Here is a 12,231-nt window from a genome sequence, read left to right as displayed (position 1 = left end):
TCCAGCAGTTCTTCAAGATCTAGCTCTAGTAGTTTCTGACGATCTAGTTCTTGTGACAATTAATAGGGAATAAGAGGAGCTTGCAATTCGATTTAAAATCACTTGCTTCAAGGAGGAATATATGTCTGAGAGCAAGGAGCAAGCATTGCCATTCTTTGCTCGCTATCTAGAAGGACAATTCTGTGAAGATTTGTCTGAAGAGGAAATGAATGCAGTGCAGGGAGGTTGGGGAGCAACCACCTTGAAGTATCCCTCTGATAACGAAGAATCTCATAACAGAGAAGATGGTATTGCAGTTACTAAAAAGTACCCATCTGATGCTGATGAGTATGTCACTCATAAATATCCATCTGATGGCGATGACGATATTGCTGTAACGCAAAAGTACCCTTCTGACGCTGATGATGTGCAATAAAGTAAAGCTTTGGGATTACCCTTCCAAAGTTTTTTCGCTGTAAATGTCTGTGAATACCTATTGAGAACAAATTTAGCTTGTAGATGAGTGTTCAGGGCAAAACTCAAAAGTCATTGAATTTTGTATGCAATCACCACGTGATGTTGTTTTATTGATTACCCATAGTGGTGATTTCTTTACAGTGGATAGAGTGGCGCAAGCCCTGTTAAAACGAGGAGTGCAACCATTTCGCCTGGACACTGATAAATTTCCACTTGCGGTACAAATTAAGATACTGCTGGGCAACAATGGCAGTGATTACAGGCTAAGATACAGCGATCGCTCTATTAGCACCCAACAAGTGCAAGCTGTCTGGATGCGTCGTATCTGGCAACCCCAGGTGAGTAAAAATTTGGCTCCGCAATTCCAGGCGGCTTGTGCTAGAGAGTCACTAGCTACCTTGGAGGGGTTTTGGGACAGCCTTAGGGAAGCCCATTGGGTGGATGATTTGCAGCGGATAAATGCAGCTGAGAACAAGCTGCGTCAACTGCGGGTAGCACAGGAAGTAGGTTTTGTCATTCCCCGAACTCTTGTCACTAACAACCCAAAGGAAGCACGGGAGTTTTTCTGCGAGGTAAAGGGGAAAATGGTTGCAAAGCTGTTGACTCCTCTTTCTGTAAGTATGAAAGGCTCCCCTTTCTTTCTCTACACTAGTGCAGTGAAAGAGGAAGATTTGCTTGATGCAGAGAATCTGCGCTATTGTCCAATGGTTTTCCAAGAGCAAATACCAAAGCAGTGGGAACTGCGGGTGGTGTATGTAGATGGAAAGTTATTTGTGGGGGCGCTAGATGCGTCTTTATATGCAGCATCCACTCTTGATTGGCGGCGTGCCAGTATTAATGCTTGCATATGGCAACCTCACGATTTGCCGTCAGAAGTAGCAGATTGTCTCAAAGCATTTATGGCTAGGTTTGGGCTTTTATTTGGAGCTTTTGACTTAATTCAAACACTATTGGGGGAATACGTCTTTCTAGAGCTTAACCCCACAGGAGAGTGGGGAATGCTGGAGCGAGATTTGGGCTACCCAATTTCAGAGGCAATTGCAGACGCTCTAACTTTCAATTTGTAATTACCAATTCGATTACGAATTAGGAATGACTTTTCTAATTATTACTCATACAGGAATCAGGTTTGATGATTGAAAAAATCTAAGTACACGTAGGGTGTGCAATTGCCGAGAGTACGGCACCAAAAACATAGAATGGTGCGTTAGCCTTTGGCATAACGCTACGTATCTTTTCAAACATTAAATACTAGTCCTATAGTCAAGACAATGAAAGTGAAAGCTATTGAAGTGCAAGGAATTATTCTATTTTTATGTTTGAAATATTTACATATTTAGATATTTTCTGTTCTTTAATATAGTTAGCAATTATGTACAATAAACTATAATATTTTTAAATTATAAAAATTTTTGATAATAGATTTCAAACTATTTAAAAAAAATGAGTTAGCCTATTTGTTTAAAAAAAACTGTAAAGAATGAATTGATAGTCTTTTAGTTAGTTTCTGAAGTTGCTCTAAGAATAATTAATAATTAGTATAGGAGTATGATTTTTAATTATCAATAGCTAAAAATGATTTTTTGATATTATAATAAAAAAAACATACCTTCTATAACCTTTGAGGTAAATCAGATGATTATTGATGACTTAAAATTTTTGGAAATAGCTGAATTTAAAAATACAATCATTGGAGGTGTATCGACTAGTGTCGATGCTCAAACGTATGTTTCCCAAGGATCTGCGTATGCAACAGCTAACGCTAGTGCTTCTGGAAAATCTACTTACACTTCTACTGATACTAATACCTATACCGATAAATATGTCAATTCTGCCTATGCAAATGCAGAGGCTTCTGCCAAGGATGGTAATAAATCTTCCAATTCTTGGGCTACTAGTTTCTCCTTAGGGATATACGACTAATAACTAGACTTTGCATATTTGCGGGATGATTTTGCCTGTCGCAGATGTCTATAATTATCAAAAATGAGGGGTTCAAAATTTCGCGATCGCATTTAATCATCCCATTATTTCATCCTAAATATTTGGCAATGCTCACCTTTGTTCAATGTAAGCAATTAGCTATTGCACTACATTTTTTATCGGCAAAGTTTTTATATGTAAAAACAAACCCGGCTTATACGAACAGCCGGGTTCTGCATTTTTAATAAATAGAGCTTAACAGGTATCGCTTAATTTTTTGCCTGGGGTTGTGGTGAACCAGGAATTGTTACATCTATTGGCGTTACCTGTGTTGCTAGCTGTGTCAGTGGCGGTTTAATGGCGGTTTGATTCCCCACTACCAAAGTTATCAGTGCATCTGGTTTGAGATATTGTTGTGCCACTCGCTGTACATCTGCTGCTGTCGTTGCTGCCACGGCTTTTTGATAGCGAAATAGAAAATCAGAGGGATAGCCATAGTATTCATACCGCATTAAGCGTGACAAGACTTGAGCAGGATCTTCAAAATTGAAAACAAACGAATTGAGAGTAGACTCCTTAGCAAAAGCTAATTCTTTTGGCGTTACTTGTTGAGTTTGCAGGCGTTTGATTTCTGTTTGCAGGGCTTTCACAAACTGCACAGTTGCGTCCGATCGCGTTTGTCCACCAGCAATGAACATACCGGGGTAGTCATGGCGGGGACTCCAGTAACCGTATACTGAGTAAGCTAACCCCTGACGCGATCGCACTTCATTAAACAAGCGTCCGCCAAAGCCATTTAACACCCCACTTAACACATCCAATGCAGGATAATCGGGACTGTTAAACTGTCCTCCCAAATGTCCGATGAGAATATTACTCTGAGTCAGTTGTGGTTGATTAACAAAAAACACACCACCTTTATTGGCTTGTGTCACTTCTGGCAATTGGGGTTTAGTTAAATTTGGGTTGGCTTTCCAGTCACCAAACTTAGCTTGAATTAGCGATTTCATTTTCTTGGGGTCAAAATCCCCCACAATCCCCAAAATCATATTATTGGGGTAAAAGTACTGCTGGTAAAACTTCACTAAATCCTGACGAGAAATATTATTTATCGTTGCATACTCAGTCGTACGGGCGTAAGGACTTTCCTTGCCATAAATCAATTTCGTAAATTCTCGCTGAGCAATCTGATCTGGAGTATCATTACGACGTGCGATCTGCCCACGTGCCTGCGTCTTTGCCAACTCCAGTTTATCCTGAGCAAACACTGGTTCTCGCAGTATCTCAGCAAACAAACCTAGCACTGTTTCTGTATCTTCGCTGAGCGCTTCAAAACTTGCAGTGCCACTACTTTCATTAACACTGATTTCTACTGAAGCTGCCCGTTGTTCTAACATTTGGTTGATTTCGTCGGGCGTATGGGAAACAGTTCCCCCAGTTCGTATTACCTTACCTGTCAACTCAGCCAAACCAACTTTATCTGTCGGTTCCCAGCGATCGCCAGTACGAATCATCGCCCCACCCTTTACCAAGGGCAATTCGCGATCTTGCATCAAATAAACAACTATGCCGTTATTTAACTGATACCGCTCGTACTTTGGTAACTTTACCTCAGGCAGTGGTGCAAACTGCAACTCCGTATAATGCTTTGCTGCTGTTGCCGCCCAAGAGAAATTAAAAGTCAAAAGTACAAAGGCAAAAGCAACAACCAGTGTATAAACCAACCGTTTCCCATTCGGAATCATAAGTTTGAAATTTGAAATCGTCATTTGCCTTTTGCTCTTTCTCTTATACCTCTGCATACTTTGTTCATCCTTGCTGCGACAACAGCTTGCCAATAGTACGATTTTGGGGCGTAAAAGTTGCTTGTGCTACCCGTTGAATATCAGCAGCCGTCACGGCTTCTAATTTATCCAACTCCTTAAACAAATTTCGCCAAGAACCAGTTTTCACTTCGTATTCCAACAATTGCTGCGCCATACCCATATTAGAATCGAGCGTTCGCAACAATTCTGCTCTGGCTTGCGTTTTCACCCGTTCTAACTCAATAGCTGACACTGGTTCAGTCTTGAGTCTGTCAATTTCTTTTCGCAACGCCACTGCCACCTCGTCAACTGTATGACCGGGAGCCGTGAGAGCATAAAATAACATCAGATTCGGATACTTATCTCCCGGAAATCCGCTGAAACCCTGGGCTGAAAGTGCCAACCGCTGCTTTTCCACCAAAGAACTATATAAGCGCGATGTCCGTCCGTCACTCAGTAATCTACCCATAATGTCATACACTACGTTATCTGGATGGGTAACTGCTGGACGATGATAGCCTTCTAAATACCAAGGTTGAGAATTTAACTTTAACGCCACTTCCCGGGTTTGTTTTTGCTGTGGTTCTGCTGGCAGATTTTCATCAGGTTTTGGTTTGGCTTTGTACCGCCCAAAGTAAATTTGCGCCAGTTTTTTGACTTCAGCGGGTTTGACATCTCCCACAATGGCGATAGTTAAATTGCTTGGTACATAGTGCGTGTCGAAAAACTTCTGGACATCTTCCCGTGTTAAGTTGCGGATATCTTCGTCATAACCAATCACCGGACGCCTGTAGGGATGGACTTTGAAAGCCGCATCAATAAATTTTTCCAACATCATGCCTATGGGTGAATTTTCCACCCGCAGGCGTCGCTCCTCTAAAATGACATCTTTTTCTTTATAAAATTCCCGAAATACAGGTTCCAAAAACCGTTCAGACTCCAGTGACATCCACAATTCCAACTTGTTAGAAGGGAAGCTGTATAAATAACGAGTGGCTTCTGTGGAAGTATTGGCATTTAAACCCACACCTCCTGCCTGTTCAACAATTCGCCCTAAATCATTTTGCTGGACAAGCTTGGCGGCTTGCGCTTCCACTTTCTCAAATTCGGCTGTTAACTTAACAACCTCATCTTTTTTGCCAGCTGCTTTCGCAGTTTGAATTTGCTCAGCCAACCGATCCAATTCGTCTAGCAGCGGTTTTTCGGTTTTGTAATCTTTTGTACCAATTCTGGTTGTGCCTTTGAAAGCTAAATGCTCTAGAAAGTGTGCTACACCTGTTTTTCCATCTGGTTCATCTATACCGCCTACATCAGCATAAGTAACAAAAGAAACTACAGGTGCTTGATGGCGTTCAAAGACAATGAATTTCATACCATTGTCGAGGCGAAACTCCGTCAGTTGCTTCATCACTCGATCCAAATAGGGTTTAATCGAGCTTTGAGGTGGTGGAGTTTGGGTTTTAGCGAAAGCAACTGGTGGTAGCAACCCCCACGCCAAGGTTAGTGCTAAAAGCAACGTGACTATTAGCTGAGTTGCTTTTTTTCGGACTTGAATTTGGTATGAGCAATACAACTGGTTCATAAGCGAAAATGAAAGTAAAGTTTCATTACCTAAAAAACAAGATACTTGCGAGTAGGGCGTTAATCTTGTATTAAGCTTTCTGTGCTTTTTGTACTTGTCGTAAGACAATAATGCTACGAGTCCAGTTCCGGATATTTCACTATAACTGTTATGCGTGTTTTTAATTCTTCCCCGCCATCAGAGGCGCAAACGCGTAGCCGCATTTTACAAGCGGCAAGGCGGTTGTTTGCGTCCCAGGGATTTGATGGCACTACCACTCGCGATTTAGCACAAGCAGCAGGCGTGGCGGAAGGAACGCTATTCCGCCATTTTCCCAATAAAAAGGCAATTTTGGTGGAGGTAGCTACTGCTGGCTGGGTGGAGATTCTCACCGATCTGCTCACAGAATTAAGTGAAATGGGCAGTTATAAGGCAGTCGCTCAAGTGATGCGCCGTCGGATGTGGAACATGCAAAAAAATGCCGACTTAATGCGGGTGTGTTTTATGGAGGCGCAGTTTCACCCCGACTTACGCGATCGCATCCAATCAGAAGTGATTGCCAAAATGACCGATGTTGCCGAAGCTTTCTTCCAAACCGCAATGGATAGAGGCATTTATCGCCAAATGGATGCGAAATTGGTGGCAAAAGTTTTTTTAGGAATGTTTGCGATCGCCGGCTTTTCTCACAACACCCTGATGGAACCCAACGCCCCTCCCGAAAAAATGCAGCAAATGGCAGAAGGACTTGCTGATATCTTTCTCAATGGCGTACTGGCTAGGGAATAGAAATTATGAATGATAAATGATGAAAATTTTCATAATTCATAATTCATAATTCATAATTTTTACCGCTTGCTGACTCCACTGCTGTACTTGCTCAACAGAAGGGCATAAATCCCGCCGTTGCATTGTCGCCACCTGTAAGCGCAAAATTTGCTGATGCAATCTGTGGATGGGAAGAGTCGCCAGCAGCGCCACAGAACCAACACCAGCATGAAGTAATAATCCACAATATTGAGTGCCAACGCTAGGAATCCGCGCCAAATCCGCCAACGCCACCCATTTATTAACATATTGAAGATGGATTTGCAATTTATTTGCCAGCATGAGCCTAGCCTGTGGAGTTTTACCTTGTTCGACAAGTGCTTTTGTGGTGGTAATGCCGCAGTTTTGGAGTTGGGATTTTTCCTCTGGTGACAATCCTGGTAATTGTTCAATCGGCCAGTCGCAGGATTGCACAGCACTGACTGGCGGTTTATGTTTAGAAGGCATTTCTGAAACTAAAAAATAGGCTTATTTAAATATTGTGACAAACACGTTCTTTTTAGGCAGGCAATACCAATTCTCAAAACTAGAACTACACATGGTTCGTAGTAATACCGATTGAATAAATGTTTACAACACATCCTGATGCAGAGACGCGCCATGGCGCGTCTCTACAATGTCTATTTGTCGCATTATTTTTTCAAAATGGTATAAGTACTTAAGTGCTTACTACAAGCCAAGAAAAGCAGTTGCGAACTTGCAAATGTTCAAATGTTCCATCACGGTGCCCTCAGTAAAAATGCGTAAAAAAAAACTTGTTTAATAGTATTTAATAATTCTTTAATGGTGTATGGTTTCAATAAAAATGCTTGCACGCCAATACCACTAGCTTTTAAAAGCTTAAGATTAGATGCGAGTCCGCTAATGGCAATAATTTTGATAGAGGGATTCATTTGTTGCAGAACGCGAATAGCATTTAACCCATCTATCGATGGCATCTGCATATCCATCAACACCAAGCTAATTTCATTTTTGTGTTGGGCGTAGAGTGAGAACGCTTCAATGCCATCACTGGCAGTCAGGACTCTGTAGTTGTAGTTTAAAAGTGAGGCTTTGGTAACATCTCGAACAGATACTTCGTCATCCACAACCAGAATTAATTCGCCGTTTCCTCTAGCCATCTCGGAGTCATCAGCTGATAGTATTGCCCCTGTGTCACTGGCACTCAAGTACATCTTAAATTGGCTGCCTTTGCCTACTTCACTATAGACATTGATAAAACCACCGTGGTTTTTGATGATACCAATAACCGTAGAAAGACCTAACCCTGTGCCTTTGCCTGGTTCTTTGGTTGTGAAAAAGGGTTCAAAAATTCTCTCCAGTACCTCTTGTGGCATACCGCATCCTGTATCCGACACGGTTATAACCACGTAGTCACCCACTTTTGCCTCCAGATTCATTCTGGCATAGTTTTCATCAACAAATAGATTTTCAGCAGAAATAGTGAGAGTGCCTCCATTAGGCATAGCATCACGAGCATTTACACACAAGTTCATCAACACCTGATGTATTTGCGTGGGATCTGCCGAGACAGTCCAAAGATTTGGCGTTGGTATATCAATGCAGATTTCAATTGATTTGGGAAATGTATTTTTGACAATCCGCTCAATTTCTTTGAGCAGGTGTCTTGGTTGTAGAGGAATCCGCTTCCCTTCCGCACCTCGTGCAAACGATAGAATTTGCTTGACGAGATCTGCACCGCGTTTAGAGTTGTCTTCCAGGATTTTCAGCAGTTGCCGATTTTGCTCATCAAGATTGGGAAGTTTAAGTGGCAGCAGTTGAGCGACTGCCAGAATGGGCGTCAGTATGTTATTCAAATCATGGGCAATACCGCTTGCTAAGGTTCCGAGGCTCTCTAGGCGTTGTACCCGATAAAACTGTTGCTGGAGTTGTTTTTTCTCGGTGATGTCGGTATCAACGGCGAGGATAGATTTTGGTTGTCCCGCACCATCGCGCATGAGTGTCCAGCGACTTTGGACGATAATTTCTTGTCCCGATTTCGCGATTTTCTTTAGCTCGCCGTGCCATTCTCCTTGATTGACAACAGTTCTGAAAGCCTCTTCGATTTGAGGTGATATTTGCTTGTATAAAAACTCGGAACAATTTCTACCTAGTACTTCTGCTGCCAGCCAGCCGTACAGACGCTCAGCGCCACGATTCCAGTATAAGATCCGACATTCTAAATCGCGGACAAAAATGGCATCGGTAGTGACATCAAGCAAAGCAGCCTGTTCGCGGATTTTCTGTTCTGCCTGTTTGCGATCGCTAATGTCGCGGAGCAGCCAGCGCCAACCCACTTGCTGACCCTGTTCGTCATGTATACTACTCACAGCGATCGTCGCCGGGAAAGGATCTCCTTTGTGTGGCTTGAGGTAAACTTCCCAGTTCTGCATCGGCTGCAACTGTGCGAATCGAGTCTGAAAAGCCTTGCGTTCTGGGTTGGCAATAAAGACAAACAGTGGTTTGCCGATTAAACGCTGCTGTTGTATGGAGAGCAAGGTAGCTGCTGTACGGTTTGCCTCTCGAATATTTCCCTGAGTATCAGTTACTAAGTATCCATCCGGAGCGAACTCGAACAAATCCTGGTAACGCTGGCGCTCCAATTCTATTGCTTGACGACCTACAGCCATTTCTTCATTCTGCTGGCGCAATTCCTCTTCAGCGACTTGTAGTTCTTCCAGTGTTGTTTGCAATTCCTCGTTGGCTTGCTGGAGTTCGCTGGTTCGCTCTTGCACTCGCCTTTCTAACTCCGCATGAGCTTGTTGCAGTGCTGCTTGGGCTTGCTTGCGGGCAGTAATATCTTGAATAACAGAGATAAAATATTTTGGTTCACCAGATGCTTCCCTAACTAGGGAGACGGTTAAATTAATCCAAATATGGGTATTATCTTTACGAATGTAACGTTTCTCTAGCGAATACGTTTCTATTTCACCAGCCAATATCCGGCTAGCATACTCCAAATCGGCATTGAGGTCATCGGGATGTGTTATATCTTGGAAAGTTAGCCGATTCAATTCCTCGCGAGTATAACCCACAATGTCGCAAAGCTTCTGATTCACCAGTAACCATTGTCCATCTAGTCCTACGTGGGCGATACCAACAGCTGCTTGGTTGAATGTAGCCTGGAAACGTTTTTCGCTCTCAAGAAGCTGCCTACGCAAACGAGTTCTTTCTAGTACATTTTCAATAGCAAGACAAAGGCTCTCTGATGTTGTATTTCTTTTAACCAAGTAGTCAGCAGCACCGTTTTTCATCGCCTGTACTGCTACCTGTTCATCTCCCTGACCCGTTAGTATGATGACTGGAAGGTTTGTTTGACCTAACTGAGTTTTCAACTCGTTGAGAAACTCCAGCCCATCCATGTCTGGCAGCAGATAATCAAGCAAAATCACGTCGGGAAATTGCTGCTGACACAATTCTAGACCCTGTTCCCCAGTCTCTGTCTCTAAAATACTGTAGGTGTGTTGGTTATCCCCCAATAGGTAGCGGCGGTAGGTTTCTCGGTCTTCCAGGCAGTCATCAACTAGTAAAATTTTAATTGTAACAATCGTCACTTCTCCCCCGAGTTTACCAGGAAACACAAGCAATTAAACTAACGAGTGAGAATAGCTTGGCAGGCATAAAAGGTAGAATTTGCAACCTAACACAGACTTTTACACCTCTGTAAACACTTAAATTAATTTGGTTTATTTTGCTGGCTTCTAGCTTTCTCTAAGCCATCTTGAATAAGTATGCGAATCTTCTGAGCTAGTGATAGCTGACACCAAAATTTATCGTTGGAGTACGCTTGCTCAATTTCTTCCTTTAAGCCTTCAATCTCTACTGAAATTCGCTTTGCCATACCATATTTTTCTCGCTTTTTATAAATTAACTAGAAAAGTACAGCTTATGTTTCGGTGCTTCAATATGATTCACATAAGTTCATTTTGCGTTAAATAAAGATTTTAAGTGTAGGTCATGGAACATAAAATGCGATCGCCCCTAGCTGACAACAAAAAGTAAATAGCTAGACAGCTAGGCAAATGCGATCGCTCACTTCATGCATCCTCCTTAGCCTTCTTTGCTGTGGAGGAATTTTTTTGTTTATCTGGAAATTCGCCTTGTTCTTTAGCCTGTTTGATACCAATTTCAATCAAAAAAGCTGCAAGGTTGGCTGTTGGCCTGCCTTGTGCATCTGCCAACACCTCTAAATCTTCAAATACTGAGTCCGGAAGAGTTACAGTAAATCGTTTGCTCACGTCGCCACTCATCATTACTTTCGCATCTTAATAGTATGCCTTAAGATTCGCTAGTAGATTTAATTCATCTTAAAAGATTCCTTAAAGATGTTGATTGTATTCTAAAAAGATGTATACTAAATTATGTAGGGTTAGCAATGCCCACCCTACAAAATACGTTTTTGCACAGTAAACGTTTGTGGTAGTAAGTTACTTACTACCACTTTCTTATTATTAAATTACAATGCTTTCTTCGTGTCTTGGTGCCTTGGTGGTTAAATAAAATTTTTTCACCACCAAGACACTAAGACACCAAGGATCTAACTACTCACTTGAATCACCACTTTTCCAAAATGAGATCCACTTTGCAGGTAACGGTAAGCAGCCTGCGCTTCGCTAAACGGAAACACCCTATCTATTACGGGTTTGATTTGATGCTGAGAAATTGTCTGATTCATTGCCTCAAACATTTTCCGACTACCTACATAAATCCCCTGTACTGTTAGACTTTTAAAGAGTATGGGTAAAGGATCTACCTGTGCTCCTCTACCAGAGAGTACACCAATCAAGCTAACACGTCCTGCAATTCGCACCGCTTGCAGAGATTTTGGTAAAGTCCCAGCGCCACCTACTTCTACTACATGATCTGCACCAGTGCGATCGCTGAGTTCATAAACTTTCTTTTCCCAATCGGGATTTATTTTATAGTTAATCGTCTCATCAGCGCCTAATTCTTTAGCGCGTGCTAATTTCTCGTCGCTGCTAGAAGTAATAATTACCCTCGCGCCGTGTATCTTGGCAAACTGGAGGGCAAATATAGATACTCCTCCTGTACCGAGTAATAAGATGGTTTCGCCTGCACCGATATTACCTTTAGTTACTAAGGCATGCCATGCTGTAACGGCTGCACAGGGTAAGGTAGCACCTTCTTCGTAGGATAGGTGGTCAGGTATTATTACTAATCCATCTTGGTGTAAAACGACATATTCAGCCAGCATGCCATCAATACCACCCCCCAAATCCGATTTCATCTTCTCTCGGTTGAGTTGACCATCGATCCAGGCTTGAAAGAAAATTCCCGCCACGCGATCGCCTACTTTTACTCGTGTTACCCCTTCACCCACGGCTACAACTTCACCCGCACCATCGGACATAGGAATCAGAGGGTATTTCTGTCCAGATCCATAACTTCCTTCAGCAACAATCAAGTCACGGTAATTCAAGGACGTTGCCTTTACGCGCACAAGAACTTGGCCTGATTCGGGTCTGGGTTCCGGTCGTTCAACCAATTTCAGTGCATCAATGCCTGCCTTACTTTGAAGTTCGTAAACTTTCATAAAACTTCTTTGTTAAAATACTAGGTTGCAGTTAAAAATAGTACTTCCCTCGCCCCGCCTGTCGGCACCCCTCTCCCAAATTGGGAGAGGGGAGGGGGAGAGGGCAC

General features: G+C 42.5%; 11 protein-coding genes. 4 read left to right on the top strand and 7 right to left on the bottom strand.

Features of this window, described 5'->3' with window-relative positions:
* Positions 1-121 precede the first annotated feature (121 nt).
* The 3 genes from FIS9605_RS0112080 to FIS9605_RS36905 all read left to right on the top strand — a co-directional run bounded on the left by FIS9605_RS0112080 (position 122) and on the right by FIS9605_RS36905 (position 2,379).
* Entirely contained in the window at positions 122-415 is a 294-nt protein-coding gene (locus FIS9605_RS0112080) for a microviridin/marinostatin family tricyclic proteinase inhibitor (protein WP_026732812.1), read from the top strand.
* Between the two features lie 124 nt (positions 416-539).
* Positions 540-1,523 (top strand): MvdC family ATP-grasp ribosomal peptide maturase, encoded by a 984-nt coding sequence (locus FIS9605_RS0112075; protein ID WP_026732811.1) that lies wholly within the window; start codon positions 540-542, stop codon positions 1,521-1,523.
* Between the two features lie 568 nt (positions 1,524-2,091).
* Positions 2,092-2,379, top strand: a complete 288-nt coding sequence (locus tag FIS9605_RS36905; RefSeq protein WP_035139546.1) for a hypothetical protein — start codon at positions 2,092-2,094, stop codon at positions 2,377-2,379.
* Between the two features lie 269 nt (positions 2,380-2,648).
* On the opposite strand, the gene FIS9605_RS0112065 is transcribed toward FIS9605_RS36905, so the two are convergent.
* Together FIS9605_RS0112065 and FIS9605_RS0112060 are read right to left on the bottom strand one after the other, a co-directional pair.
* Positions 2,649-4,148: a M16 family metallopeptidase gene (locus tag FIS9605_RS0112065; RefSeq protein ID WP_026732810.1), complete on the bottom strand. Its 1,500-nt coding sequence runs from the start codon at positions 4,146-4,148 to the stop codon at positions 2,649-2,651.
* Between the two features lie 40 nt (positions 4,149-4,188).
* The gene (locus FIS9605_RS0112060) at positions 4,189-5,766 is read right to left on the bottom strand and encodes a M16 family metallopeptidase (RefSeq protein ID WP_026732809.1); all 1,578 of its coding nucleotides are present in this window, start codon (positions 5,764-5,766) and stop codon (positions 4,189-4,191) included.
* Positions 5,767-5,916: 150 nt separating this feature from the next.
* Between FIS9605_RS0112060 and FIS9605_RS0112055 the strand changes: the two genes are divergently transcribed.
* On the top strand, positions 5,917-6,531 hold the full coding sequence (locus FIS9605_RS0112055) for a TetR/AcrR family transcriptional regulator (protein WP_026732808.1): 615 nt from the start codon (positions 5,917-5,919) through the stop codon (positions 6,529-6,531).
* Positions 6,532-6,567: 36 nt separating this feature from the next.
* On the opposite strand, the gene FIS9605_RS0112050 is transcribed toward FIS9605_RS0112055, so the two are convergent.
* From FIS9605_RS0112050 to FIS9605_RS0112030, 5 genes are all read right to left on the bottom strand, one after another.
* Complete coding sequence (locus FIS9605_RS0112050; RefSeq protein ID WP_026732807.1) at positions 6,568-7,017, bottom strand: DUF4332 domain-containing protein; 450 nt, start codon at positions 7,015-7,017, stop codon at positions 6,568-6,570.
* Positions 7,018-7,289: 272 nt separating this feature from the next.
* Positions 7,290-10,151, bottom strand: coding sequence for a PAS domain S-box protein (locus FIS9605_RS0112045; protein WP_331280947.1), 2,862 nt, complete (start codon positions 10,149-10,151; stop codon positions 7,290-7,292).
* A gap of 95 nt (positions 10,152-10,246) precedes the next feature.
* Entirely contained in the window at positions 10,247-10,411 is a 165-nt protein-coding gene (locus FIS9605_RS44000; protein WP_197036027.1) for a hypothetical protein, read from the bottom strand.
* A 196-nt stretch (positions 10,412-10,607) separates the two neighbouring features.
* The gene (locus FIS9605_RS0112035; RefSeq protein WP_026732805.1) at positions 10,608-10,823 is read right to left on the bottom strand and encodes a ribbon-helix-helix domain-containing protein; all 216 of its coding nucleotides are present in this window, start codon (positions 10,821-10,823) and stop codon (positions 10,608-10,610) included.
* Between the two features lie 284 nt (positions 10,824-11,107).
* Positions 11,108-12,124, bottom strand: coding sequence for a zinc-dependent alcohol dehydrogenase family protein (locus tag FIS9605_RS0112030; protein ID WP_026732804.1), 1,017 nt, complete (start codon positions 12,122-12,124; stop codon positions 11,108-11,110).
* Positions 12,125-12,231: the final 107 nt, after the last annotated feature.

This window comes from Fischerella sp. PCC 9605 (genome assembly GCF_000517105.1).
Classification (GTDB): Bacteria; Cyanobacteriota; Cyanobacteriia; order Cyanobacteriales; family Nostocaceae; genus PCC9605.
This window is presented reverse-complemented; position numbering and strand designations above follow the sequence as displayed.

Excerpts from the sequence above, each read along its gene's own strand:
- FIS9605_RS0112080 (WP_026732812.1), top strand. The coding sequence starts at position 122 with ATGTCTGAGAGCAAGGAGCAAGCATTGCCATTCTTTGCTCGCTATCTA.
- FIS9605_RS0112035 (WP_026732805.1), bottom strand. The coding sequence starts at position 10,823 with ATGATGAGTGGCGACGTGAGCAAACGATTTACTGTAACTCTTCCGGAC.
- FIS9605_RS0112050 (WP_026732807.1), bottom strand. The coding sequence starts at position 7,017 with ATGCCTTCTAAACATAAACCGCCAGTCAGTGCTGTGCAATCCTGCGAC.
- FIS9605_RS0112030 (WP_026732804.1), bottom strand. The coding sequence starts at position 12,124 with ATGAAAGTTTACGAACTTCAAAGTAAGGCAGGCATTGATGCACTGAAA.
- FIS9605_RS0112075 (WP_026732811.1), top strand. The coding sequence starts at position 540 with ATGCAATCACCACGTGATGTTGTTTTATTGATTACCCATAGTGGTGAT.
- FIS9605_RS36905 (WP_035139546.1), top strand. The coding sequence starts at position 2,092 with ATGATTATTGATGACTTAAAATTTTTGGAAATAGCTGAATTTAAAAAT.
- FIS9605_RS44000 (WP_197036027.1), bottom strand. The coding sequence starts at position 10,411 with ATGGCAAAGCGAATTTCAGTAGAGATTGAAGGCTTAAAGGAAGAAATT.
- FIS9605_RS0112055 (WP_026732808.1), top strand. The coding sequence starts at position 5,917 with ATGCGTGTTTTTAATTCTTCCCCGCCATCAGAGGCGCAAACGCGTAGC.
- FIS9605_RS0112065 (WP_026732810.1), bottom strand. The coding sequence starts at position 4,148 with ATGACGATTTCAAATTTCAAACTTATGATTCCGAATGGGAAACGGTTG.
- FIS9605_RS0112060 (WP_026732809.1), bottom strand. The coding sequence starts at position 5,766 with ATGAACCAGTTGTATTGCTCATACCAAATTCAAGTCCGAAAAAAAGCA.